We start from the raw sequence: 24,914 nt of genomic DNA on the forward strand, positions 1-24,914 counted from the left end.
GGCGCTTGCGGGCGGACGAACCCGCTGGCGGGGGAATGACGGGCGCCGTGCTGCGGCGCAACCGGTCGATTGTAATCCCTAGGGCCCGCCGGATGACCCGTTTTTGCTCGATTCAAACGGTCGTTTGGGAGGATTTCTGCTTTGCGGGGCGGTTCTGGATGGGCCTGAAGCCCTGGCCGCTAACCGCTCGGTGGGGGCCGACCCTCACCTTGCGGGTTGCAGTGGATTGCGCTCGCCCTCGGATGGCGGCCCGACGAGACGGATCTCGCTCTGCGGGTAAGGGATGGTGATGCCGGCCTCGTCGAAACCTTCCTTGATCCGGCGCAGGAGCGTCGTCTGCGCTTCCCACATGTCCGCCGTGGCGGTCCAGCCACGAATGATGAGGTTCACGCTGGAATCGCCCAACGCCTCGGTCCACACGCCGGGCGCGGGGTCCTTGAGGATGCGTGGGTCCGCGGCAAAGAGATCCTGCACTACCTGCATGGCCTTGCCGATGTTGTCGCCATAGCCGATACCCACCTTCAACTCGAAACGGCGCGTGCCGCGCACGTTGTAGTTGATGATCGCGTCGCCGCCCACCTTGGCGTTGGGCACCACCGCCTGACGGTTATCCGGCGTGATCAGGTAGGTGTGCATGAGGTTCACGCTTTCCACCGTGCCGTCGATGCCACCCAAACTGACGAAGTCACCCACGCGGAAAGGACGGAACAGGATCAGCAACACGCCCCAGGCGATGTTGGACAGCGAACTATTGAGCGCGAGGCCGATGGCGAGGCCGGCCGCCCCCAGCGCGGCGATGAACGACGTGGTCGGGACGCCGACCGTACCGAGCACGTTGATGAAGAGCAGCGCCAGCAGCACGCCGTAGATGAGGTTGCGCAGGAACAACGCCAGCGTGATGTCGACATGCGCGCGTTCGAGCGCACGGCGTCCGACATTAGCGATACGCCCGGCAAGCCAGAAGCCCGCGACCAGGAGCAGCAACGCCAGCCCGATGCGGATGGCGTAACCGACGATCAGGACGCTCATGGCGTGTTCGACGCCGAGTCGTTCGAGGAGATCCGTCATTTCCCTGCCCTTGTGCGATGAAAAAGCGCATCGAGGCTATCAGGAAAAGGATGAATGAGTGCTAGGTGGAAGCTCGTTTTGTGTGGGAGCCGGCTCTGCCGGCGATGGGTGCTTGCCTTAACCTGGCCCGCTGCCGCGGGATCGCCGACAAGGTCGGCTCCCACAACGGCTCTCTTTACGGGGTGCTGTCTGCCGGGGGTTTTGCCGGGACCTGCGCCGTTTGCGGGGCGTCGATCTTGCGGCCGCCGTACGGAAGTACTTCCGCGGCGATCTTGGGATCGGCCTTGATCATCGCAACTTCGTCGCCGACGATGTGGGCGGCTTCGTCCAGCGGCGTGTCCTTGGCCTTCTTCGCCTCGGCTTCCTGCTTGATCTCGGACTTGATGCTGCGCTCGTTGGCGTTGAGGCCGTCGTCGGCCGTGTTGCCATCGTCACCCAGTTCCGCCGGGCTGCCGTCGCCGCCGAAGATCGCCTTGCGGCGGTTACGGAAGTCGGTCTGGATAGCGTCGTACTGCTTGCGTTCGGCCTGGCGCGCCGCGAAGTTCAACGAGATGTCGGTCTTGTCGCGCAGCTTCTGGTACTGCGCCAGCTCGTCGAGCATCAACTTCCACGCGGGCGAGGTGGCCACGCGCGCCTGGTGCTTCTGGTTGAGCGGACCGATGATCGGCTTGAGATCGGCCACCGGCTTGTAGTCGGCGGGATCGATGTGACGCCACGGCAGCGCGTTGTCGTAGGTGGACTCGCCGAATTCCTTGGCGTCTCCATTCTGCGGGAACTGCACGTCGGGCGTGACGCCATGCAACTGCGTGCTGTCGCCGTTGATGCGGATGAACTCGGCGATGGTCATCTTGAGTTCGCCGTACTTGGCGTCCTCACCGGTGGTGGCCTTGCCGAAGCGATCGAGGTCGACCAGGTTCTGCACGGTGCCCTTGCCGAAGGTGGGCTCGCCGATGATGATGCCGCGGCCGTAATCCTGGATGGCGGCGGCGAAGATCTCCGACGCCGATGCCGAACCACGGTTGACCAGCACGGCCATCGGACCGTCCCACGCCATGCCCGGCGCGTCGTCGCCCTGGGCGTCGACCTGGCCGCGCGCGTCGCGCACCTGCACCACCGGGCCGGTGTCGATGAACAAGCCGGTGAGTTCGGTGGCCTCGTTGAGTGAGCCGCCGCCGTTGTTGCGCAGATCCATGATCACGCCTTCCACCTTCTGCGCCTTCAGCTCGGTGAGCAGCTTGGACACGTCGCGGGTGGCGCTCTTGAAGTTGGCATCGCCGTTACGGCGCGCACCGAAGTCCTGGTAGAACGTGGGCAGTTCGATCACGCCGATCTTGCGCGTGACGTCGCCGTCCTTCACGTCGATGACCTTCGACTTGGCGGCCTGTTCTTCCATCGTGACCTTCTTGCGCACGAGGGTCACGATCTCGTGCTTGCCGTCCACGCCGGCATCGGCAGGCAGGGTCTCGATGCGGACGGTGGTGTCCTTCTTGCCACGGATGAGCTTGACCACGTCGTCCTGGCGCCAGCCGACGACATCGACCATGGGGCCGGTCTCGCCCTGGCCGATGGCGACGATGCGGTCGCCGGGCTTCATCTTGCCGGACTTGATCGCCGGACCGCCCGGGACGAGTTCACGGATGGTGGTGTAGTCGTCGCGCGCCTGCAGCACCGCGCCGATACCTTCCAGCGACAGGCGCATGGCGATGTCGAAGGCGTCGGCGGCGCGGGGGCCGAGGTAATCGGTGTGCGGGTCGGTGGAGTTGGCGTACGCGGTCATGAAGGCCTGCGTCGCGTCCTCGTCGTCGAGCTGGCGCACGCGCGAGATGTACGTGGCGTAGCGCTTGTCGAGCGTCTTGCGGATGTCGTCGTCGTTCTTGCCGGCCAGCTTCAGGCGCAGCCAGTCGTTCATCGTGCGCTTGCGCCACACGTCGTCCAGCTCGGCCTGATTCTTCGGCGCGGCGGCCTTCTTGCGGTCGAAGTTGAAGCTCTCGTTGCCGCTGAAGTCGAAGCCCTGCTTGAGCAGGCTGCGCGCGTAGTTCATGCGGTCGACGGCGCGCGTGATGTACAGGTTGAACACCGAGAACGGACCGGAGAGATCCTGGTTCCAGATGGCGTCGTCGAACTGTGTCTTCAGCGGGTCGAACTTGGCCAGGTCTTCCTGCGTGAAGAAGACCTTCTCGCTATCGAGCGACTCGATGTAGGCCTTGTAGATCTTGGCCGACATGGCGTCGTCGAGCGGTTGGGCCTGGTAGTGGAAACGGGTGAGGAAGCGCGCGGACAGCTGCGACGCCTGGGCCTCGGCCTGGGTGGGCTTCAGCGGCAGGCTGGATTCCTTGCGCTGCGGCTCCGGCGACGTGGCCGCTTCCGAGGCATCCTTGGGCTGGGGCGTCGACTTGCCCGCCGGCGCGGTCGTGCCCGGCTGCTGCTGCGGCGCGGCAGCCTGTGCCTGGACACCCGCGGCCGACAAGGCCAGCAGGAGAGCGATCGCGGGGCGAAGAGTCATGTAATCGGAGCCTCGGAATGCGTTGGGGCGTTTATTCGACGACGCCGGCGGCGTGAGCCATCAGGTCGGCATGGTAGGAGGATCGCACCAACGGACCGGAAGCGACATGGGAGAAACCCATTTCATCGCCAGCGACGCGCAGCGCCTCGAATTCGTCCGGCGTCCAGTAACGGACCACCGGGTGGTGGTGCGCCGTCGGCTGCAGGTACTGGCCGATGGTGATCATGTCGACGTCATGGGCGCGTAGATCCCGCATGGTCTCCAGCACCTGTTCGAGCGTCTCGCCCAGGCCAAGCATGATGCCGGACTTGGTCGGCACCGTCGGGTGCTGCGCCTTGAAGTTCTTCAGCAGATCCAGCGACCACTGGTAATCGGCGCCCGGACGGACCTCGCGGTAGAGGTGCGGGACCGTTTCAAGATTGTGGTTGAAGACATCCGGCGGGAAATCCTTGAGGACCTCCAGCGCGCGCTCCATGCGGCCCTTGCCGCGGAAATCCGGGGTGAGGATCTCGATGCGGATATCGGGGCTGGCATGACGCACCGCGCGGATGCAGGCCGCGAAATGGGCGGCGCCGCCGTCGCGAAGATCGTCGCGGTCCACCGAGGTGATCACCACGTACTTCAGGCGCATATCGCGGATCGTCTCGGCAAGGCGGGCCGGCTCGAGCGGATCGGGCGCCAGCGGACGACCGTGGGCCACGTCGCAGAACGAGCAGCGGCGGGTGCAGACCTCGCCGAGGATCATGAAGGTGGCGGTGCCCTTGGAGAAGCACTCGTGGATGTTCGGGCAGCTGGCTTCCTCGCACACCGTGGTCAGCGAGTTCTCGCGCAGGCGCGCCTTCAGCTGTTGCACGGCGTTGCCCTGCGGCAGGCGCACGCGGATCCAGCTCGGCTTGCGCAGCACGGGCTGGTTGGCGTCGAAGCTCGCGCGGTTGAGCGCGATCTTGTCGTTGCCGAGCATCTTCTCGCCGGGCTTGTCGACGACGGCGATGGGGATGCTGCGGGAGGGGGAAATGGAGGATTGGCTCATAGGGCTACTGCCTCAGACCGCAAGGCGGGCGGGGAGTTCGGGGAGGATGGGCGCGGCGTCGACGGCGTGGAAACCGAACTGCTTGCAGAATTCCTGTACCAGGACGTCTTCCACGTCCGCCAACCGCGACGGACCGCCCAAGTCTAGCACCTGGGTGACTTCCAAACCCTTGTAGCCGCAGGGATTGATGCGGTGGTAGGGCTCCAGGTCCATGTCCACGTTGAAGGCCAGCCCGTGGAAGCTGCAGCCGCGGCGGATGCGCAGGCCCAGCGCGGCGACCTTGGCCCCCGCGGTGTAGACGCCAGGCGCCCCCTCGCGGCGCTCCGCGCCGATATTCCACTCCCCGAGGGTGTCGATGATGGCCTGCTCGATGCGGTGGACCAGCTCACGGACGCCCACGCCCACGCGGCGCAGGTCGATCATCGGGTAGGCCACGATCTGGCCGGGGCCGTGATAGGTGACCTGACCGCCGCGATCGACGCGGACCACGGGGATGTCGCCCGCCGCCAGCACGTGCTCCGGCAGACCCGCCTGGCCCAGCGTGAACACCGGGTCGTGCTCCAGCAGCCACAGCTCGTCGACGGTGTCGTCGGTGCGGTTGTCGGTGAAGGCGCTCATGGCCTTCCAGGTGGACTCGTAGGGCACGCGCCCCAGCCGGCGGACGTTGAGCGGGAGGGTCATGGGAGCGAAGGTCGGAGGGGATTCGGGGGAATTGTGGGCGAGGGCCGTGGGTTACAAGAGTAACCCTGCGGCGCCCCATCGCCGGCATAGCCGGCTCCCACAAGGCTGCGGATACTAAGGGACTAGGACCTGCCGGGCTTCGCCCGGATCGCCGACAGGGTCGGCTCCCACCAGGCCGGAGCGATCTCGGGGGAGCCGGCTGTGCGGAGCGATCTTGTGGGAACCGGCTGTGCGGAGCGATCTTGTGGGAACCGGCTGTGCGGAACGATCTTGTGGGAGCCGGCTGTGCCGGCGATCCCGCGGCAGCGGGCCAGACCGCCGTGGCGATCCGGCCGCGCGACGACCTACATCGTGAAGCGAATATCCCGATCCGCCCGCAACGTGCTGTGGGCTTCAAGATACTTCTCGCGTGACGGAGCCACGAAGCTCACCGTCACCGACTGGTAGTTGCCCGCCGGGGTCAGCTTCGTGGAAAGCGTCTCGTGGAGCACTTCCAACCCGATGCCATGCAGCAACGCCGGCACATGCTTGTCGAGGCCCGCGTTGGCATTGCCGATCGCGGTGATCTCGAATTCGCCGGGAAACTGGAAGCCCTTCCCTTCCTTCTGCGCATCGCTGAAGTCGATTTCACGCATCGTCTCGCCCTCTTACTTCTTGTCGCCGTCGCTGTGGAACCACAGCATGATCGTGTCCCACAGGCGCGAGAAGAAGCCGCCTTCCGGCGCATCCGCCAGGGCCACCAGCGGTGCGGTGAGTACCGGCTGGCCGTCGAGGGTGACGCGCAGCGTGCCCACCTGCTGGCCCTTCTTGAACGGGGCGATCAGGGTGGCGGGGATATCGAGGTTGGCCTTGAGCTTGTCGTAGTCGCCGCGCTTGACCGAGACGAGGGCGTCTTCGGTGAGGCCCAGCGCGACGGTGTTCTCGGCGCCCTTCCAGAGCTTCGGCGTGGCCAGCGGCTTGTTGGCTTCGTAGAGCTTGTGCGATTCGTAGAAACGGAAGCCGTAGTTGAGCAGCGCTAGCGCGGCGTCGGCGCGGCCCTTCTCACTGCTGGCACCCATGACGATGGCGATCATGCGCGCGTCGCCCTGCTTCGCCGATGCGGCAAGGCAGTAGCCGGCCGCGGCGGTGTGGCCGGTCTTGATGCCGTCGACGGTGTTGTCGCGCCACAGCAGCAGGTTGCGGTTGTGCTGCTTGATGCCGTTCCACTCGAACTCCTTCACGGCCGAGATCGCATAGTCCTCGGGGAAATCGTGGATCAGCGCACGCGACAGGATCGCGATGTCGCGGGCCGTCGTGAAGTGGTTGGATACCGGGTAGCCGGACGCGTTCTGGAAATTCGAATGCGTCATGCCGAGCTGCTTGGCGTAGGCGTTCATCAGGTTGGCGAAGGCGGGCTCGGAGCCCGCGGTGTGCTCGGCCAGCGCGATGGCGGCATCGTTGCCCGACTGGATGATCATGCCGTAGAGCAGGTCCTTCAGCGGCACCTGGCTGTTGAGCTTGAGGAAGCTGGTGGAGCCATCGGTGCCCGCACCGCCGCCCCGCCACGCGTTCTCGCTGATGGTGACCGGATCGGTCATGTGGATCTTGCCGTTGCCGACCTCGGCCGACACCACGTAGTCGGTCATCACTTTCGTGATCGATGCCGGCTCGACCTGGAGGTCGGGATCTTTCGACGCGATGATCTGCCCGGTGTTGTAGTCCATCAGCACCCAGCTCTTGCCTTCGACATCCGGCGGCGGCGGCACCGGCGCCTCGGGAACCACCGGACGCGGCACGGACGGACGAGGCGGGGTCTGCTGCGCCACGGTCACGCCGGCGATGAGCGCGGCGGCGGCGAAAGCGAACAGGGAACGGGGCAAGAGCTTCATCGTTTCAACGGTCCAGTTCAAAGCAGGAAAAAGAAGGTCAGTCTACCGCGACCTGCGGCCTGGGCAGGCCCATGCCGGCAATCTGTTCGGTCACGCGGTCGGCCGTGTCCACGTCGGCCAACGGTCCCACGCGCACACGGCGCACGTTGCGGCCACCGATATTGGCCTCGACCACACTGACCGGCCCAAGGCCCGCACGGTTCAATTGATCGGCCACGCGATTCGCGTTCACGACGTCGGAGAAGGCGCCGACCTGGAGGTAAATGCTGGGCTTGCCGGCCGAGGGAGCGGTGATCGGCCCCGGGGCGGCGGCGATGCCCTGGCTGGTGGTCGAGGCCGGCGCTGAGGCCGCCGCGTTCGTCGTCGCGGCGGCCAACGGCGGCAACGCTTCGTTCGGGGAAACCCCGGTCATTCCGGGCACGTGGTCATCATCGTCCACCGCGGCATCCTGGTGGGAGCCAACCCTGTTGGCGATGGGAGCTTGCCGCACGCCGGCATCGCCAACAGGGTTGGCTCCCACCGGGTTGGACCGCACCGGACCGGTCCCCACCGAAGCCGTGACCGCGCGCTGCGAAGGCGGAGGCGGCGCGGTGATCGGAGCCGGCTTCGGCGCCGTGTTCACATACGGCGCACCGCGATCGCTACCCGGGTCGTTGGGGTCGATCGCCCGCACCTCCACCAGCCCCGTGCCCTTCGGCCACACACCGATCTTCACGGCCGCGGCGAACGAGAGGTCGATGATGCGGTTTTCGTGGAACGGGCCGCGGTCGTTGATGCGCACGATGACGCTCTTGCCGTTCTCGAGGTTGGTGACGCGCGCGTAGCTCGGCAGCGGCAAGGTCTTGTGCGCCGCCGAGAACTGGTACATGTCGTATTCCTCGAGGCTCGAGGTCTTGTAGCCGTGGAACTTGTTCCCGTAGAACGAGGCGATGCCGCGTTCCACGTATCCACGCGGGCTCGGCAGCACGTTGTAGGTCTGGCCCAGCACCGAGTACGGCGACTTGTTGCCGTAGAGCGAGCGCGGTTCCACCTTCGGCACCGGCTCCGGGAGCTTGTTCACGTCCGGGATATCGGTGGGAACGCTGTCCGAACTGGAGCGATAACGCGAGCCTTGCGACTTGCGGATGTCGTCGTAGCGGCCGCCGCTCGGCGGGGCGGAACTGCCGCCGCGCGACGAGGGGCGCGCGTTACGGGAGCCGCCGCAGGCGGTGAGGAGCAGCGTGATGAGGATGATCGCGAGGAACGAAGCGCGGCGTTTCAGCCTGGTGGGAGCCGACCCTGTCGGCGATTCAAGGTTGTCGCGAGCTCCCATCGCCGACAGGGTCGCCCCCCACCAGTGCTTCCACGGGTGCCGAGGCTCCCATCGGGCCTGGCTTGGGACGGCGGGCTGCCACCCTGGCATCATCGTTCGCCGGGCCCGTGCGTGCGGGCGCGGATCTCGCGCGCCAGCTGGTCCACGGCCATGGCGTACATGGGGCTGCGGTTGTATGTGGTGATCACGTAGAAATTCTGGAACACGAACCAGTACTCGTCACCTGCCGGGCCGTCCAGGCGCACCAGTTGCGCGTCGCGGCCAGGGTTGAGGTGTTGCAGCGGCGCGAAGCCGTCGGCGACGAACGATTCCACCGGCGCCACCGGCTTCCAGTCCTTGGGCACGGCCGGAGCCACGGCGCGCGCGTCGGGCTGGGCGCGCGCGGCGACCGGGCCACCCGCTTCCCAGCCGTGCTGGGCGAAGTAGTTGGCCACGCTGGCGAAGATGTCGCCCATCGAGCCCTTCATGTCGATATGGCCGTCGTGATCGTAATCCACGCCCCAGTCGCGGATGGACGAGGGCATGAACTGGCCCCAGCCCTGCGCGCCGGCATACGAGCCGGTCAACGTGTCGAGCGGACCGCCCAGGTGGTTCTGCGGCAGTTCGAGCAAGGCCTTCAGCTGCTCGCGGAAGAACGGCGCGCGCTTGGGGTAGTAGAACGCCAGCGTGGTCAGCGCATCCAGCACCTTCCATTTGCCGGTGTTGCGGCCGTAGAAGGTTTCCACGCCGACGATCGCGACGATGTATTCCGGCGGCACGCCGTACTTGCGGCCGATGCCGTCGAGCAACTGCCGGTGCTGGCGATAGAAATCCGCGCCCGCCTGGATACGCTGCTCGGTGAGAAAAATCGGACGGTAGTCGCGCCACGGCTTGCCCTCGGCCGGGCGGCTGATGGCATCGAGGATGGCCTGCTGTTTCTTCGCGCCGTCGAGCAACGCGTTCAGCGAGGCCTTGCTCTTGCCGGTGTCCCTGGCGACTTCGCGCACCAGTTGTTCCTGCCCCGGATGGGTTTCGGCGAAGGCCGCGGAGGCGAACATCAGGGGGAAGGCGATCATCGCGCCAGCGAGGCGCGGGAGGTGACGTGCGGGTCGTGCGCGGCGCGCGGCGAGAACTTCATCCATGCGTGGAAGCGTAGCACGCGCCTGTGGCGCATCAGGGGCGATCCCGGGCCGACGTTCAGGCCACGGAGGCCTAGTCGTGCAGCTTCCGGTTCGCATGGATCGACATCAGCACGCCGAAGCCCGTGAGCAGGGAAACCGCCGAGGTGCCGCCGTAACTCACCAGTGGCATCGGCACGCCCACCACGGGCAGGATGCCCGCGACCATGCCGCCGTTCACCGCCACGTAGACGAAGAAGCTCATGCCGATCGCGCCGGCGAGCAGGCGCGAATACGTGTCGCGCGCATTCATCGCGATCCACAGGCAGCGGCCGATGATGAAGGCATAGAGCAGCATGATCGCAATGACGCCCACCAGGCCGAACTCCTCGGAGAAGACGGCGAAGATGAAATCGGTGGTGTGCTCGGGCAGGAACTCCAGGCGCGATTGCGTGCCTTGCTGCCAGCCCTTGCCGAAAACGCCGCCGGAGCCCACCGCGATCTTCGACTGGATGATGTGCCAGCCGTTGCCGAGGGGGTCGGATTCGGGATCGAGCAGCGTGCGCACGCGATTGCGCTGGTATTCGTGCAGGAATTGCCACGCCACGGGGATCACCGCGCCCACGCCGCCCACGATCAGGCCGATACGCCACCAGGCCATGCCGGAAAGAAAGAGCGCGAACGCGCCCGCGCCCGCCACGAGCAAGGCGGTGCCGAGATCGGGCTGCTCGGCGATGAGCCCGGCCGGCACCGCGATCAGCAGGCCGACCACGATGATGTCCTTCCAGCTCGGCGGCAACTGCCGTGGATGCAGGTACCAGGCGACCATCATCGGCATGGTCAGCTTGAGCAACTCGGAGGGCTGGAAGCGCATGAAACCCAGGTCGAGCCAGCGATATGCGCCGCGGCCTTCGCCGAGCACGGCCACGACCACCAGCAAGGCGGTGCTGCCGAGGTAGAGCCACGGCGTCCATGAGCGCAGCACCGGCGGCGGGATGCGCGAGATGACCAGGAGCAGCACGGCGCCGAGGACGAAGCGCGCGGCCTGCCCGGTGACCAGCGAGAAATTGCCGTTGCCCGCGCTGTAGAGCGTGGCGAGACCCGCGCAGCCGAGCACGAAGAGCGCCAGCAGGAGCGGCAGGTCGAGCCGTGGCCGCGTGAGCAGGCGCAGGCCGAAGCGCTTCATGCGCATGGTGAGCTTCTGGAACATGGCTACTGGTCCTCCCCGTCATCCTGGGGCGGCAGGTCGGTGCTGGTGGCTCCGGCGGGCTGGGCTTCCTGTACGGACGAGGCTTCGCCCGGCGTGGGCTCCGGTACCGCGTCGGAGGTGACGATCTGGCCGGGCGTCAGGTCCTCCGGCCGTTGCCCACCCTCGTCCACCACCCATTGATCGAGGACCTTTCGCGCGATGGGGCCGGAATCCTGCGCACCCCAGGCGCCGGCCTCCAGCACGACGGCCACGGCGATCTTCGGGTCGTCGGCGGGCGTGTACGCGATGAAGAGCGCGCGGTGGCGGCTGGCGAGGTACGCGGTGTTCTTGTTGGTGTCGTAGGCGTCGGTCTTGCGCGAGAAGCGCTCGGCCGTGCCGCTCTTGCCCGCGATGATGTACGGGAAGCCCGTGCCCAGGCGCTTGCCGGTGCCCTTGCCCGAGTTGATGACGGCTTCCATGCCTTCGTTCACGGCGTCCCAGTCGGCCGCCTTGCGGATCACCGACGGCCCGGACGGCGGGAATGATTGCGGCACGCGCGGGCTGTCGACGCCGTCCTGCGTATCGAGCAGGAAATGCGGGGTATAGGGGATGCCACGGCCGGCGAAGGTCGCCGTGGCGTGCGCCAGCTGGAGCGGCGTCACCGCCCAGTAGCCCTGGCCGATACCCGAGATGATGGTTTCACCAGGGAACCAGCCCGCCTTGCTGCGCGTCGCCTTCCATTCGCGCGAGGGCAGCACGCCCTCCACTTCGCCGACGAGGTCGATGCCGGTCTTCTTGCCGAAGCCCAGCTTGCCCATCCAGTCGGAGAGCCGGTCGATGCCCATGTCGAGCGCGAGCCGGTAGAAATACGTGTTGGTCGAGAGCTCGATGGCCCGGATCATGTTCACCGTGCCATCGCCTCCGCGCTTGTCGTCGCGGTAGCAGCGCGACTGGCCCGGGATACAGAACTCACCCGTGGACAGCACCGTGTCGGATGGCCGGCGAATGCCCATGGTCAGGCCACCCAGGGCGAGGAACGGCTTCACCGTCGAGCCCGGCGGATAGACACCGCGCAGCGCGCGGTTGTACAGCGGCTTGTCGGGCGCGGTGGTCAGCGCCTTGTAATCGGCCGAGCTGATGCCGTTGACGAACAGGTTGGGATCGAAGCTCGGCACGCTGGCGAAGGCCAGCACCTGGCCGTTGCGCGGATCGATCGCGATCGCCGCGCCGGAGCGGCCGTTCATCGCCTCCTCGGCCGCCTTCTGCAGGCGCACGTCGATGGAGAGGTAGATGTTCTTGCCCGGCGTGGGCGGTGTCGTGTCGAGTACGGCCTGCGTGCGTCCGTCGGCGTTCACTTCGACCAGCTCGTAGCCCGGCGCGCCGTGCAACAGCTTCTCGTAGTAGCGCTCGATGCCGATGCGGCCGATGTGCGTGGTGCCCTTGTAGCTGGCTTCCTCGTCGTCGTCCATGCGATCGAGGTCGTCCACGTCGATACGGCTGACATAGCCGATGACATGGGCCAGCAGCGGGCCCATCGGGTAGCGCCGGGTGAGGTACGGCACCACGTCCACGCCCGGGAATCGCCAGCGGTTCACGGCGAAGCGGCCGATCTCGTCTTCGGTGAGTTTCAGCTTGAGCGGAATCCCCTCGAACCGGCGTCCCTGTTTCACCTGTTTCTTGAAGGTGGCGATGTCTTCTTCGCTGAGCGGCACGACGGTGCCGAGCTTGCCCAGCATCTCGTCCATGTCGCTGACCTGCTCCGGGATCACTTCCAGCCGGAACGCCGGGACGTTGTCGGCGAGCAGCACGCCGTTGCGGTCGTAGATGAGACCACGCGCCGGCGGTATCGCACGCGGCTTCACTCGGTTCTGGTCCGAACGCGCCACGAACTCGTCGTGGTGCAGCACCTGCAGGTACACGTAGCGCGCGCACACGGCGGCGAGGCCGAGCAGGATCAGCGCGAAGCCGGCCATGGCGCGGCGGCGGAACAGCGCCACCTCGCCACGGACTTCCTTGATCGAGGCGCGCCGCCGGCTCATGCCTCGTGGATGCGCAGGCGCGCGCGCAGGTCGTCGAGGATGAGGAACACGAACGGCCACAGCGCCGCGCCCACCAGGGGCGAGATCCAGTACTCGGGCGGCGGCAGCGGATCGCCGCCGAACACGCGCACCAGCAGGAGCAGGATGCGGTCGTTCACCAGCAGGCCGAGCACGGCGAGCGACTGCTGCCACATCGGGAAGAAGCGCAGGCGCGAGCGGAAGCGCAGCGCGATGAAAACCATCGCGGTGAGGCGCAAGGCCTGCTCGCCGAGCAGGATGCCGTCGAAGAGATCGGCGGCCACGCCGACGCAGAACGCCAGGCCGAGGGTGACCCTGTCGCCCGATTGCAGGCACCAGTAAAGCAGGATCAGCGCCGGCCAATACGGCTTGAACGGGGTGAGCGGGCCCGGCAACGGGACCAGCATCAGGAACAGCGACATCAGCAGCGTGGCGGCGAACCACAACTGGCGAACGCGAACCTTGTTCATGGCGTGGCCCCCGTCGACGGCGCGGCGGTGGACGGGCGCGCCGGTGTCGGCGTCGCTGTCGGCGAGGTCACGGAGGGCAAGGTCTGCGCCGGCGGCGCACCCGGAGCGGGAGCGAGGTCGGCGGGTGGCCCGACATTCGGCGCGGGTGCCGGTGGGCCGGCGGGTTCGGCAAGGTCGTGCAGCAGCAGGACGTCCTCGCTGCGATCCAGGTCCGCGGCCGGCTTCGCCTGTGCGGAAAGGAAGGTGCCCGAGGGCGTCTGTGCCACGTCGCGGATCTCTCCCACGGGGAAGCCCGGCGGGAAACGGCCGCCCAGGCCGGACGTGACCAGCTTGTCGCCCGCCTGCACGTCGGCCGAGACGGGAATGTTCGGCAGGGTGAGCGAATCGCCGGTGCGCGAGCCGTAGGCGATGGTCCGCAGTCCGGTGCGCTCGATGGTCACGGGAATCGCGTGGTTGGGATCGGTGATCAGCATGGCGACCGAGGTGGTGGGCATCACTTCGACGATCTGGCCCATCACGCCGCGCGCGTCGATCACGACCTGGCCCGGCTGGACCTTGTCGCGGGCGCCCACATTGAGCACGATCCGGTGGCGGAAGCTGCCCAGGTCGACGCCGATCAGGCGCGCGAGCTGCACGTTGAGCGAAAGGCTGTGCTGGGTGTCCAGCAATTCCTTCAGGCGCTGGTTCTGCTCGGCCACGGATGCCATGCGGTTGAGCTTGGCGTTGGCCAGGAGCAGGTCTTCACGCAGGCGCTGGTTCTGCTCGGTAAGGCGCTGGCGGTCGGCGAACGCCACCGTCGCGGCCTGGAACCCCTGTGAGGGCAGGCCGGCGATGCGATAGACGGGTTCGACCACCAGCGACAGGCCGTAGCGCACGTTGCCCAGCCAGCCGCCACGGTGATCGAGCACCATCAGCACGCAGGCGAGCGCGAGGTAGACGATGAGGCGCAGTGTCCCTGCCACGCCGGGCGCGAACAGCGGCGAGGTGTCGTCGCGATTCAGGGCCATGGATCAGCGCGCTCCGGCCAAAGCGCCGCGCGCGCGGCCATCATTCGAACGCGAAGAAGTCGCTGCCGTGCTGGTCGATCATCTCCAGGGCCTTGCCGCCGCCACGCGCCACGCAGGTGAGCGGGTCGTCGGCCACCTGCACATGCAGGCCGGTTTCCTCGGAGATCAGGCGATCCAGATCGCGCAGCAGGGCGCCACCGCCGGTGAGCACGATGCCGCGCTCGGCCACGTCGGAGCAGAGCTCCGGCGGGGTCTGCTCCAGCGCCGCCTTCACCGCCGCCACGATGCCGGAGAGCGGCTCGTGCAGGGCTTCCAGCACCTCGTTGGAGTTGATCGTGAACATGCGCGGCACGCCCTCGGCCAGGTTGCGGCCGGAGATCTCGATCTCGCGGACCTCGCTCTGCGGGAAGGCGCAGCCGATCTCCAGCTTGATCCGCTCGGCGGTGGATTCGCCGATCAGGGTGCCGTGGTTGCGGCGCACGTAGTTGATGATGGCTTCGTCGAAGCGGTCGCCGCCAACGCGGACCGACTGCGAGTAGACGATGCCGTTCAACGAGATGACGGCCACTTCCGAGGTGCCACCGCCGATATCCAGGACCATCGAGCCGCGGGCCTCGTGCACCGGGATGCCGGCACCGATCGCGGCCGCCATGGGCTCCTCGATCAGGAAGACGTCACGGGCACCGGCGCCTTCGGCCGATTCCTTGATGGCGCGGCGCTCCACCTGGGTGGAGCCGCAGGGCACGCAGACCAGCACGCGCGGGCTGGGCCGCAGCATGCGCGAGCGGTGCACCTGCTTGATGAAGTGCTGGAGCATCGCCTCGGTCATGGTGAAGTCGGCGATGACGCCGTCCTTCATCGGGCGCACGGTGGCGATGTTGCCCGGCGTACGGCCGAGCATGCGCTTGGCGTCGCCACCCACGGCCGCGACGGCACGGGGGCCGCCGGGGCCACGGTCCTGGCGGATCGCCACGACCGAGGGTTCGTTGAGGACAATGCCCTGCCCACGCACATAAATAAGCGTATTCGCCGTGCCGAGATCGATGGAGATGTCGTTCGAGAAAAGTCCGCGGAACTTCTTAAACATGATGCGGCGGGCGCCCATAGCGGGAAAAAGTAAGCGTGCGAGTCTAGATTGGCGCCATCCCCCACGCAAGGGCGCATACGTTAAGAAAGCCTTGTAACTCCGGGTGATGCGTGCGGAACCCCCTTCCGGCCGGCAAACCCTTCGGCCTGGAAGAGGTCGCCTCGGGGCCCGATTTTGGGTACGATCCGCAGGTTTGCCGGACCCGTCGCGGGCGGCGTTCGCGGCGGCCCATCATGGCCGCGCCACTTACCATCCTCCAGGGTCACCCAACGCATGACTGCCGTTATCTGCGGATCGCTCGCCTACGACACGATCATGGTCTTCCAGGACCAGTTCAAGAACCACATCATCCCGGATCAGGTGCACATCCTGAACGTGTCGTTCCTGGTGCCGGCCATGCGTCGCGAGTTCGGCGGTTGCGCGGGCAACATCGCCTACAACCTGAAGTTGCTCGGCGGCGAGCCGATGCCGGTGGCGACGGTCGGCCAGGATTTCGCGCCGTACCGCGCGCACCTGGAGAAGTTCGGCATCCGCCTCGACGGCGTGCGCCAGTTCGACGACCAGTTCACGCCGCAGTGCTTCATCACCACCGACCTGGACAACAACCAGATCACCGCCTTCCACCCGGGCGCGATGTCGAGCGCGCACGAGAACCACGTGCGCGACATCAAGCAGTGCGAATTCGGCATCGTCGCGCCGGATGGCCGCGACGCGATGCTGCAGCATGTCGACGAATTCGCCGCGCGTGGCGTACCCTTCATCTTCGATCCGGGCCAGGCGATGCCGCTGTTCAACGGCGACGAGTTCCGCGCGATGATCGAAAAGTCGACGTATGTCATCGTCAACGATTACGAGTCGCAGTTGCTGCAGCAGCGTACGGGCTGGAGCGCGGCGGACATCGCGTCGAAGGTCGACGCGTACATCGTGACGCTGGGACCGCGCGGCTCGCTGATCCACGTGAATGGTGAAACGCTCGAAGTACCGCCGGCCCGCGAGCACAAGGTGGTCGATCCGACCGGTTGCGGCGACGCTTACCGCGCCGGCCTCATCTTCGGCATCATGAAGGGCTATGACTGGCCGACCGTCGGCAAGATGGCGTCGCTGATGGGCGCACTGAAGGTCGAGCATCCGGGCACGCAGAACCAGTACTTCACGTACGAGCAGTTCGCCGCTGAGTTCAAGGACCAGTTCGGCTACGCGCTGGCCTGATCGCGCGGCAGATGCCTGAAAAGAAGGGGCGGCGCATCACTGCGCCGCCCCTTCTCATATGCGCGACAACCGGTGTGTGCCGCATAGTGCGCCGAAGCCTGGCGGGAGCCGACCCTGTCGGCGACGGGTGCTCGCCTCGACCTCGTGGGAGCCGACTTCGTCGGCGATGAGTGCTGGCCTCAACCTGGCCCGCTGCCGCGGGATCGCCGACAAGGTCGGCTCCCACCAAGCCACGACAAGCACCCGTCGCCGACAGGGTCGGCTCCGCCAGACGGACCGAACTAGTTGCGCGGCTTGAATCCCATCGTCGCGCTCACTGCCTGCTGCCAACCTTCGTACAAGTCGTCGCGACGCTCCTTCGTCATCTGCGGCTTGAACTCACGATCGACTGCCCAGCGCGTGGCGATCTCCTTCTTGTCCTTCCAGAAGCCCACCGCCAGACCGGCGAGATAGGCGGCACCTTGCGCCGTGGTTTCCTGCACTTTCGGACGCAACAGCGTCACGTCGAGGATGTCCGCCTGGAACTGCGCCATGAAGTCGTTGGCGATGGCGCCACCGTCGGCGCGCAATTCCTTCAGCTGGATGCCGGAGTCGGTCTGCATCGCTTCGAGCACATCGCGTGTCTGGTATGCCATCGATTCCAGCGCGGCGCGAATGAACTGCTCTTTCGTCGTACCGCGCGACAAGCCGAACACGGCACCGCGCACATCGCTTCTCCAATACGGCGCACCGAGCCCCACGAACGCGGGCACGAAGTACACACCGTCGTTGTCCTTGGCGCGTTCCGCATAGGCCTGCGAATCGGAAGCCTTGCCGAGCATGCGCAGGCCATCCCGCAGCCACTGGATCACGGAACCGGCGACGAAGATGCTGCCTTCCAGCGCGTATTCCACCTTGCCGTCGACACCCCAGGCGATGGTGGTGAGCAGGCCGGTCTTCGAACGCACGGCCTTCTCGCCGGTGTTCATCAGCATGAAGCAGCCCGTGCCGTAGGTGTTCTTCGCCATGCCCTGTTCGAAGCATGCCTGGCCGAACAATGCCGCCTGCTGGTCGCCCGCGATGCCGGCGATCGGCACTTCGCGACCGAAGAACTGTTTCGCCTGCGTATTGCCGTAGATCTCGCTGGACGATTTCACCTCCGGCAACATCGCGCGCGGCACGTTGAGCATCTTCAGCAATTCATCGTCCCACTCACGCTTGTAGATGTCGTACATCAGCGTGCGCGAGGCATTGGTGTAATCGGTGACGTGCACCTTGCCACCGGTGAGATTCCAGATCACCCAGGTATCGATGGTGCCGAACAGCAGGTCGCCCGCCTCGGCCTTCGCCTGCGCGCCTTCCACATGGTCGAGGATCCAGCGCACCTTGGTACCGGCGAAATAGGCGTCGATCAACAGGCCGGTCTTCTCGCGGACCATCTCGTCGTACCCGTCCGCCTTGAGCTTGTCGCAGATGTCGGCGGTCTGTCGCGACTGCCAGACGATCGCATTGTAGATCGGCTGGCCCGTATGCTTGTCCCACACCACCGCGGTCTCGCGCTGGTTGGTGATGCCGATGCCTTCGATGCACGCGGGATCGATCTGCGAACTGCTGATCACCTCGGTCATGGTCGAGAGCACGCTGGTCATGATCTCCCGGGGATTGTGCTCGACCCAGCCCGGCTGCGGGAATATCTGCGGAAATTCGCGCTGGGCTGTGCCGGCGATGTTGCCGTCATGGTCGAACAGGATCGTGCGCGAGCTGGTGGTGCCCTGGTCGATGGCCAGGATGTATTTCTTCTTGGTGGTCACGATGAATCCTCGAGTCAGGCCGCGAGGGCGGTATAGGCGAAGGCGGCAAGCAGGGCGCCGATGATCGAACCGACGATGGGCACCGGCGCATAGGCGAAGTCCGAACCACCCTTGCCGGGGATGGGCAATAGCGCGTGCGCGAGGCGGGGACCGAAGTCACGCGCGGGATTGATTGCATAGCCGGTGGGGCCACCCAGGCACATGCCGATCACCACCACGAGCAGTGCGACGGCGATCGGTGCCAGGCCCTTGGAGAGATCGTTGCTGCCGATGGCGAGCACGCAATACACCAACACGAACGTGCCTATCACCTCGGTGACCAGGTTGGCCGGGATCGAACGGATGGCGGGGATCGTGCAGAAGATGCCGAGCTTCTTGGCCGGATCGGCGGTGCCTCGCCAGTGTGCCAGGTAGGCGAGATAGACCAGCACGGCACCGGTGAAGGCACCCGCCATCTGCGCCGCGATATAACCCGGAACGAGCGACCACGAGAGCTTGCCGATGGAAGCCATCGCCAGCGTGATCGCGGGATTCATGTGGGCGCCGCTTTTCGCGGCGACGAAGATGCCCATGAGGACGGCGAGGCCCCAGGCCCAGGTGATCACGCCCCAACCGGCGCCTTCCGCTTTCGAATCCTTGAGCAGCACGCCAGCGACCACTCCGTCGCCTAGCAGGATCATCACCATGGTTCCGAGGAACTCACTCAGGTAGACCGACATGCTGAGTACTCCTATGTGTTGTGGGGCGCGGGCCGGTCAGCAGTACGACACGCGTCTTGGGGATGTCCCCGTGGCGCCTCAGCGCTTCGTGGACAGGTAATCGGTAAGGCGTTGAACATCCGGAGGGGTGACCCTCAGGCCGAGCTTGCTTCGACGCCAGAGGATGTCCTCGGCCTCCGTGGCCCATTCATGGCGTACGAGATAATCGACCTCCGCCTGATAGAGGTCCGCGCCAAAATGCTCGCCCAAGGCGTTCAGGCCGTCGGCCTCGCCCAAGAGGTCGCGGGCACGCGTGCCGTAGCTGTGCACGAGCCGCCAGGCGAAAGTCTCGGGGAGCCAAGGACGGGTGGCACGGACATCCGCGAGCAACTCGTCGATATCGCGTTCGCCACCACCGGGAAGCGGGCGGGCGTCGGCGGTCCAGGCCGGCTGGTGGTTGCCCAGCAAGGGGGCGAGCTTGTCGACGGCCTCTTCGGAAAGCTTCCGGTAGGTGGTCAGCTTGCCGCCGAAGACGTTCAGCAGCGGCGGACCGTTCTGATCGATGTCCAGCAGATAATCGCGCGTGACTTCGGAGGCACTTCCCGCTTCGTCCTGCAGTAGTGGACGCACACCGCTATAGCTCCAGACCACGTCGTTAGGCGTCAGCTGCTTCTTGAAGTAGCGGTTCGCCGCGTCGCAGAGATAGCTCGTTTCCTCTGCCGTGATCGTCGGGTGCGAGGGGTCGTCCTTGTACTCGATGTCCGTCGTGCCGATCAGGGTGAAGTCGCGCTCGTAGGGGATCGCGAAGACGATGCGGCGGTCCGGTTGCTGGAAGATGTACGCGTAACGGTGTTCGAAGATCTTCGGCACCACGATATGGCTGCCCTTGATCAGGCGCAGCGAGTGCTGGTGCTTCACATGGGCCACGTCGTCGAGGAAGCTGGCGGCCCAAGGGCCGGCTGCATTCACGAGCGCGCGGGCCTTCACGAAATGGCGACTGCCGTCGCGGGCTTCGAGTTCCGCGGTCCAGCCCTCGCCGTCCCGCCGGGCGCTGACGCAGCGCGTATGGGTTTCGATGTGCACACCCCGTCGCGCGGCATCCATCGCGTTGAGGACGACCAGGCGGGCGTCCTGAACCCATGCGTCGGAGTAGACGAAGCCGACGCTGAAGTCGTCGCGCAAGGGCTCGCCGGTGACGTGCTTGCCGAAGCGCACGCGGCGCGAACCGGGCAGTGTGCGGCGGCCGCGGCCCAGGTGGTCGTAGAGAAACAGGCCCAGGCGGATCATCCACGCCGGACGCAGGTGCGGCTGGTGCGGCAGGACGAAACGTAGTGGCCAGATGATGTGCGGCGCGGCGCGCAGCAGCACTTCGCGCTCGGCGAGCGCCTTGCCCACGAGGGCGAATTCGAACTGCTCCAGGTAGCGCAAGCCACCATGGATCAGCTTGGTGCTGGCGCTTGAGGTATGCGCGGCGAGATCGTCGCGCTCGCAAAGCCAGACGCTCAGCCCACGCCCTGCGGCGTCACGGGCGATGCCGACGCCGTTGACGCCACCACCGATCACCAAAACATCGACCTGCTCGACCATCGCGAACTCCGCTTAGCTGGAGGCGAGGCCTGCTGAAGGGTGAGACCCTACGCTCGGGTATGTTCGTTTTAACTTGCGACGCGCGACGCCGTTTGCGTTTACGAACATTTCACGGATCAGTCAGGCTTCGCCTGCGTTGAAATGAGCATATTCGAACACAAACGAACATCGCACGCTGCAGTGCAGCGTAATCCGAGGCTGTCGGCGGCGAGGCGGAGGATTCGCCTGGGCTTAGATGCTTGTCTCGGCGGTTGCTGCCAGTTGGCCCGCTAGCCGCCGGCGACGTGCAACTGCGTGCCGGCGGCTTCCAGGACGGGAAGCAAGGCGTCCGGTGGCTGTCGATCGGTGAACCATGCATCCACGCGGGAGAAATCGCCCAGGCGGACCATCGCATTGCGGCCGATCTTGCTGTGGTCGGCGCCCAGAAAGACCTGACGCGAGTGCTCGATGATCGCCTGGGCCACGCGGACTTCGTGGAAGTCGAAATCCAGGAGCGTGCCGTCGAGTTCGATGCCGGAGATGCCGATGATGCCGAAGTCGACTTTGAACTGGCGGATGAGTTCGATCGTGGCTTCGCCGGTCACGCCATGATCGCGCCCACGGACGACACCGCCCGCGACGATCACTTCGAACGTAGGATTGTCGCTGAGCAGGATCGCAATATTGAGATTGTTGGTGATGACGCGCAGATCGCGATGCTCGAGCAACGCACGGCCGACGCCTTCGTTGGTCGTGCCCAGGTTAATGAAAAGCGAGGAACCGTCGGGGATGGACTTCGCGATCGCCGTGGCGATACGGTTTTTCTCCGCGGTCTGCAGCGACTGGCGTGCGGCATAGGCGACGTTCTCGACACTTGAGGAGGACGCGCTCACGCCGCCGTGGTAGCGGCGGATGAGGCCTCCATCGGCCAGGAGATTGAGATCGCGACGGATCGTCTGCGGGGCCACGTCGAAATGCGTGGCCAGTTCGTCGACACCGACGAAGCCTTCCCGCTGGACGATAGCGATCAGTTCTTCCTGCCGCCGATTGAGCCGTGGATCCATCGATCTTTCCCATTGCTGCCTATCGCTTGAACATGATGACGCGTTGCCACGCGAGTGTCATGCCGCATGCGCGAATACAGCGCCCTGGCGGAGCTAGACCAGGTGATAGGCCCGGCGCCCTGGCGGTGGAAGCGGGCTATGGGTGGGAGCCGGCCGAGTCGGCGATAGGTGCGTGCGGTGAGCAGGCCCGCTGCCGCGGGATCGCCGACTCGGTCGGCTCCCACCGGGCCAAGAAAAAACCCGGCCTCTGATGAGGCCGGGTTTTTAGGATAAAGCCCCTGGCGGTGACCTGTTGCGGGTCGCGCTGCGCGCCAAGAAAAAACCCGGCCTCTGATGAGACCGGGTTTTTAGGATAAAGCCCCTGGCGGTGACCTACTCTTGCATGGCTTGAGCCACACTACCATCGGCGCATGCGCGTTTCACTTCTGAGTTCGGGATGGGATCAGGTGGGACCACGCCGCTATAGCCGCCAGGGAAGGGGTGGGAGCAGCGCGTTAAGCGCCGGCTCCACAGAGGGTGTAAACGAGTGACAAGCGTCCGGGTTTTAGTCGAACCGCGAGTAAGAGATTAAGACGGTGAAGCGTCTTGGGGTTATATGGTCAAGCCTCACGGCTCATTAGTACGCGTAAGCTCAATGCATTGCTGCACTTCCACACCGCGCCTATCAACCACCTAGTCTTGATGGTGCCTTAAGGAGAGTCAAGCTCTCGGGAGATCTCATCTTGGGGCGTGCTTCCCGCTTAGATGCTTTCAGCGGTTATCACTTCCGTTCGTAGCTACCGGGCAATGCCATGGGCATGACAACCCGAACACCAGCGGAACGTCCACTCCGGTCCTCTCGTACTAGGAGCAGCCCCCCTCAAATCTCCAACGCCCACGACAGATAGGGACCGAACTGTCTCACGACGTTCTGAACCCAGCTCGCGTACCACTTTAAATGGCGAACAGCCATACCCTTGGGACCGGCTACAGCCCCAGGATGTGATGAGCCGACATCGAGGTGCCAAACACCGCCGTCGATATGAACTCTTGGGCGGTATCAGCCTGTTATCCCCGGAGTACCTTTTATCCGTTGAGCGATGGCCCTTCCATACAGAACCACCGGATCACTAAGACCTACTTTCGTACCTGCTTGATCCGTCGATCTCGCAGTCAAGCACGCTTATGCCTTTGCACACAGTGCGCGATGTCCGACCGCGCTGAGCGTACCTTCGTGCTCCTCCGTTACTCTTTGGGAGGAGACCGCCCCAGTCAAACTACCCACCATACACGGTCCCCGATCCGGATTACGGACCTAGGTTAGAACGTCAAGCACTTCAGGGTGGTATTTCAAGGATGGCTCCACCAGAACTAGCGTCCTGGTTTCATAGCCTCCCACCTATCCTACACAGAAGAACTCAACGTTCAGTGTAAAGCTATAGTAAAGGTTCACGGGGTCTTTCCGTCTTGCCGCGGGAACGCTGCATCTTCACAGCGATTTCAATTTCACTGAGTCTCGGGTGGAGACAGCGCCGCTGTCGTTACGCCATTCGTGCAGGTCGGAACTTACCCGACAAGGAATTTCGCTACCTTAGGACCGTTATAGTTACGGCCGCCGTTTACTGGGGCTTCGATCAAGAGCTTCGCCTTGCGGCTGACCCCATCAATTAACCTTCCAGCACCGGGCAGGCGTCACACCCTATACGTCCACTTTCGTGTTTGCAGAGTGCTGTGTTTTTGATAAACAGTCGCAGCGGCCAGGTTACTGCGACCCCTCGATGCTCAGTCACGCACGTGACCACACCAAGAGGCGCACCTTCTCCCGAAGTTACGGTGCCATTTTGCCTAGTTCCTTCACCCGAGTTCTCTCAAGCGCCTTGGGATTCTCACCCTGCCTACCAGTGTCGGTTTACGGTACGGTTTTTCTACAGCTGAAGCTTAGTGGCTTTTCCTGGAAGCGTGGTGTCAGTCACTTCGTCCTCATAGGACTCGTCTCGGTGCTCGGCATAAAGATTCCCGGATTTGCCTAAGAATCATGCCTACCGCCTTTCCCCAGGACAACCAACGCCTGGTAGACCTAACCTTCTCCGTCCCCACATCGCACTGTAGAAAAGTGCAGGAATATTAACCTGCTTCCCATCGACTACGCATTTCTGCCTCGCCTTAGGGGCCGACTCACCCTGCGCCGATGAACGTTGCGCGAGGAAACCTTGGGCTTTCGGCGGGGAGGCTTTTCACCCCCCTTATCGTTACTCATGTCAGCATTCGCACTTCCGATACCTCCAGCAAGCCTTACGACTCACCTTCACAGGCCTACGGAACGCTCCTCTACCGCGCACACCTCAAAAGGTGTGCACCCCGAGCTTCGGTGCATAGCTTAGCCCCGTTAAATCTTCCGCGCAGACCGACTCGACCAGTGAGCTATTACGCTTTCTTTAAAGGATGGCTGCTTCTAAGCCAACCTCCTGGCTGTCTATGCCTTTCCACATCGTTTTCCACTTAGCTATGACTTTGGGACCTTAGCTGCGGGTCTGGGTTGTTTCCCTTTTCACGACGGACGTTAGCACCCGCCGTGTGTCTCCCGTGTATCACGTGTTGGTATTCGGAGTTTGCCATGGTTTGGTAAGTCTCAATGACCCCCTAGCCATAACAGTGCTCTACCCCCAACAGTGTTCGCACGAGGCGCTACCTAAATAGCTTTCGAGGAGAACCAGCTATCTCCGAGTTTGTTTAGCCTTTCACTCCGATCCTCAACTCATCCCCATCTATTGCAACAGATGTGGGTTCGGTCCTCCAGTGCGTGTTACCGCACCTTCAACCTGGTCAAGGATAGATCACTCGGTTTCGGGTCTACTGCCAGAGACTATTCGCCCTATTCAGACTCGGTTTCCCTTCGCCTCCCCTATACGGTTAAGCTTGCCACTGACAGTAAGTCGCTGACCCATTATACAAAAGGTACGCAGTCACCCTTGCGGGCTTCCACTGCTTGTACGTATACGGTTTCAGGGTCTATTTCACTCCCCTCTCCGGGGTTCTTTTCGCCTTTCCCTCACGGTACTAGTTCGCTATCGGTCAGTCAGGAGTATTTAGCCTTGGAGGATGGTCCCCCCATGTTCAGACAGGGTTTCACGTGCCCCGCCTTACTCAATTTCATGCCATGCACCCTTTCGTCTACCGGGCTATCACCGTCTACGGCCCGCTTTTCCACGCGGTTCGACTAGAATGTACGACACTTTTGG

18 protein-coding genes and 2 rRNA genes (1 of these 20 cut by a window edge) are annotated in these 24,914 nt (G+C 64.7%); 1 reads left to right on the forward strand and 19 read right to left on the reverse strand.

All coding sequences use genetic code 11. The annotated features are described in order from the left end of the window. Nucleotides 1-204: 204 nt before the first annotated feature. From ACN9M2_RS16145 to ACN9M2_RS16205, 13 genes are all read right to left on the reverse strand, one after another. On the reverse strand, nt 205-1,068 hold the full coding sequence (locus tag ACN9M2_RS16145) for a mechanosensitive ion channel family protein (protein WP_426285651.1): 864 nt from the start codon (nt 1,066-1,068) through the stop codon (nt 205-207). Nucleotides 1,069-1,243: 175 nt separating this feature from the next. Continuing rightward, nucleotides 1,244-3,571, reverse strand: a complete 2,328-nt coding sequence (locus ACN9M2_RS16150) for a carboxy terminal-processing peptidase (RefSeq protein WP_426285652.1) — start codon at nt 3,569-3,571, stop codon at nt 1,244-1,246. Nucleotides 3,572-3,602: 31 nt separating this feature from the next. Next, complete coding sequence (gene lipA, locus ACN9M2_RS16155; protein WP_426285653.1) at nt 3,603-4,601, reverse strand: lipoyl synthase; 999 nt, start codon at nt 4,599-4,601, stop codon at nt 3,603-3,605. 12 nt (nt 4,602-4,613) lie between these two features. Next, nucleotides 4,614-5,282, reverse strand: a complete 669-nt coding sequence (gene lipB / locus ACN9M2_RS16160) for a lipoyl(octanoyl) transferase LipB (RefSeq protein ID WP_371024432.1) — start codon at nt 5,280-5,282, stop codon at nt 4,614-4,616. A 344-nt stretch (nt 5,283-5,626) separates the two neighbouring features. After that, nucleotides 5,627-5,917, reverse strand: coding sequence for a DUF493 family protein (locus ACN9M2_RS16165; protein ID WP_306849434.1), 291 nt, complete (start codon nt 5,915-5,917; stop codon nt 5,627-5,629). A 12-nt stretch (nt 5,918-5,929) separates the two neighbouring features. Then, nucleotides 5,930-7,150, reverse strand: a complete 1,221-nt coding sequence (locus ACN9M2_RS16170) for a D-alanyl-D-alanine carboxypeptidase family protein (protein WP_426285654.1) — start codon at nt 7,148-7,150, stop codon at nt 5,930-5,932. A gap of 37 nt (nt 7,151-7,187) precedes the next feature. After that, nucleotides 7,188-8,462 (reverse strand): septal ring lytic transglycosylase RlpA family protein, encoded by a 1,275-nt coding sequence (locus ACN9M2_RS16175; protein WP_426285656.1) that lies wholly within the window; start codon nt 8,460-8,462, stop codon nt 7,188-7,190. A gap of 89 nt (nt 8,463-8,551) precedes the next feature. Then, nucleotides 8,552-9,583: a lytic murein transglycosylase B gene (gene mltB / locus ACN9M2_RS16180; protein ID WP_426285657.1), complete on the reverse strand. Its 1,032-nt coding sequence runs from the start codon at nt 9,581-9,583 to the stop codon at nt 8,552-8,554. Between the two features lie 70 nt (nt 9,584-9,653). Beyond that, a complete protein-coding gene (gene rodA, locus ACN9M2_RS16185; RefSeq protein ID WP_426285658.1) occupies nt 9,654-10,769 on the reverse strand; it encodes a rod shape-determining protein RodA in 1,116 nt (371 codons plus the stop codon). Nucleotides 10,770-10,771: 2 nt separating this feature from the next. After that, nucleotides 10,772-12,787, reverse strand: coding sequence for a penicillin-binding protein 2 (gene mrdA, locus ACN9M2_RS16190; protein ID WP_426285659.1), 2,016 nt, complete (start codon nt 12,785-12,787; stop codon nt 10,772-10,774). Next, a complete protein-coding gene (gene mreD, locus ACN9M2_RS16195; protein ID WP_306849425.1) occupies nt 12,784-13,275 on the reverse strand; it encodes a rod shape-determining protein MreD in 492 nt (163 codons plus the stop codon). The genes mrdA and mreD overlap by 4 nt, the downstream gene beginning before the upstream one ends. Continuing rightward, nucleotides 13,272-14,282, reverse strand: a complete 1,011-nt coding sequence (mreC, locus tag ACN9M2_RS16200; RefSeq protein WP_426285660.1) for a rod shape-determining protein MreC — start codon at nt 14,280-14,282, stop codon at nt 13,272-13,274. Before mreC ends, mreD begins: the two co-directional genes overlap by 4 nt. A 40-nt stretch (nt 14,283-14,322) precedes the next feature. Continuing rightward, nucleotides 14,323-15,369, reverse strand: a complete 1,047-nt coding sequence (locus tag ACN9M2_RS16205) for a rod shape-determining protein (protein WP_072322142.1) — start codon at nt 15,367-15,369, stop codon at nt 14,323-14,325. Between the two features lie 273 nt (nt 15,370-15,642). On the opposite strand from ACN9M2_RS16205, the gene ACN9M2_RS16210 reads away from it, so the two are divergent. Then, nucleotides 15,643-16,578, forward strand: coding sequence for a carbohydrate kinase family protein (locus tag ACN9M2_RS16210; RefSeq protein WP_426285661.1), 936 nt, complete (start codon nt 15,643-15,645; stop codon nt 16,576-16,578). 281 nt (nt 16,579-16,859) lie between these two features. Here the strand turns inward: ACN9M2_RS16210 and glpK are convergent, their stop codons facing one another. The 6 genes from glpK to ACN9M2_RS16240 all read right to left on the reverse strand — a co-directional run. Next, nucleotides 16,860-18,368 (reverse strand): glycerol kinase GlpK, encoded by a 1,509-nt coding sequence (glpK, locus tag ACN9M2_RS16215; RefSeq protein ID WP_426285662.1) that lies wholly within the window; start codon nt 18,366-18,368, stop codon nt 16,860-16,862. A gap of 14 nt (nt 18,369-18,382) precedes the next feature. Beyond that, nucleotides 18,383-19,087, reverse strand: coding sequence for an MIP/aquaporin family protein (locus ACN9M2_RS16220; RefSeq protein WP_426285663.1), 705 nt, complete (start codon nt 19,085-19,087; stop codon nt 18,383-18,385). A 78-nt stretch (nt 19,088-19,165) separates the two neighbouring features. Next, nucleotides 19,166-20,653 carry a glycerol-3-phosphate dehydrogenase gene (gene glpD, locus ACN9M2_RS16225; RefSeq protein ID WP_426285664.1) on the reverse strand — a complete coding sequence of 496 codons (1,488 nt, stop codon included), beginning with the start codon at nt 20,651-20,653 and terminating at the stop codon, nt 19,166-19,168. Between the two features lie 269 nt (nt 20,654-20,922). Further along, nucleotides 20,923-21,696 (reverse strand): DeoR family transcriptional regulator, encoded by a 774-nt coding sequence (locus ACN9M2_RS16230; protein WP_426285665.1) that lies wholly within the window; start codon nt 21,694-21,696, stop codon nt 20,923-20,925. 359 nt (nt 21,697-22,055) lie between these two features. Beyond that, nucleotides 22,056-22,170: ribosomal RNA gene (gene rrf, locus ACN9M2_RS16235) — 5S ribosomal RNA — on the reverse strand. Nucleotides 22,171-22,291: 121 nt separating this feature from the next. Continuing rightward, a 23S ribosomal RNA gene (locus tag ACN9M2_RS16240) occupies nt 22,292-24,914 on the reverse strand; it runs 262 nt beyond the window's last position.

The organism is Luteibacter sp. E-22 (assembly GCF_049913125.1).
Taxonomy (GTDB): Bacteria; Pseudomonadota; Gammaproteobacteria; order Xanthomonadales; family Rhodanobacteraceae; genus Luteibacter.

Excerpts from the sequence above, each read along its gene's own strand:
- ACN9M2_RS16170 (WP_426285654.1), bottom strand. The coding sequence starts at position 7,150 with ATGAAGCTCTTGCCCCGTTCCCTGTTCGCTTTCGCCGCCGCCGCGCTC.
- ACN9M2_RS16145 (WP_426285651.1), bottom strand. The coding sequence starts at position 1,068 with ATGACGGATCTCCTCGAACGACTCGGCGTCGAACACGCCATGAGCGTC.
- mreD (WP_306849425.1), bottom strand. The coding sequence starts at position 13,275 with ATGAACAAGGTTCGCGTTCGCCAGTTGTGGTTCGCCGCCACGCTGCTG.
- mreC (WP_426285660.1), bottom strand. The coding sequence starts at position 14,282 with ATGGCCCTGAATCGCGACGACACCTCGCCGCTGTTCGCGCCCGGCGTG.
- rodA (WP_426285658.1), bottom strand. The coding sequence starts at position 10,769 with ATGTTCCAGAAGCTCACCATGCGCATGAAGCGCTTCGGCCTGCGCCTG.
- ACN9M2_RS16205 (WP_072322142.1), bottom strand. The coding sequence starts at position 15,369 with ATGTTTAAGAAGTTCCGCGGACTTTTCTCGAACGACATCTCCATCGAT.
- glpD (WP_426285664.1), bottom strand. The coding sequence starts at position 20,653 with ATGGTCGAGCAGGTCGATGTTTTGGTGATCGGTGGTGGCGTCAACGGC.
- lipA (WP_426285653.1), bottom strand. The coding sequence starts at position 4,601 with ATGAGCCAATCCTCCATTTCCCCCTCCCGCAGCATCCCCATCGCCGTC.
- ACN9M2_RS16230 (WP_426285665.1), bottom strand. The coding sequence starts at position 21,696 with ATGGATCCACGGCTCAATCGGCGGCAGGAAGAACTGATCGCTATCGTC.
- ACN9M2_RS16175 (WP_426285656.1), bottom strand. The coding sequence starts at position 8,462 with ATGGGAGCTCGCGACAACCTTGAATCGCCGACAGGGTCGGCTCCCACC.
- ACN9M2_RS16165 (WP_306849434.1), bottom strand. The coding sequence starts at position 5,917 with ATGCGTGAAATCGACTTCAGCGATGCGCAGAAGGAAGGGAAGGGCTTC.
- ACN9M2_RS16210 (WP_426285661.1), top strand. The coding sequence starts at position 15,643 with ATGACTGCCGTTATCTGCGGATCGCTCGCCTACGACACGATCATGGTC.
- ACN9M2_RS16150 (WP_426285652.1), bottom strand. The coding sequence starts at position 3,571 with ATGACTCTTCGCCCCGCGATCGCTCTCCTGCTGGCCTTGTCGGCCGCG.
- mltB (WP_426285657.1), bottom strand. The coding sequence starts at position 9,583 with ATGGATGAAGTTCTCGCCGCGCGCCGCGCACGACCCGCACGTCACCTC.
- mrdA (WP_426285659.1), bottom strand. The coding sequence starts at position 12,787 with ATGAGCCGGCGGCGCGCCTCGATCAAGGAAGTCCGTGGCGAGGTGGCG.
- lipB (WP_371024432.1), bottom strand. The coding sequence starts at position 5,282 with ATGACCCTCCCGCTCAACGTCCGCCGGCTGGGGCGCGTGCCCTACGAG.
- ACN9M2_RS16220 (WP_426285663.1), bottom strand. The coding sequence starts at position 19,087 with ATGTCGGTCTACCTGAGTGAGTTCCTCGGAACCATGGTGATGATCCTG.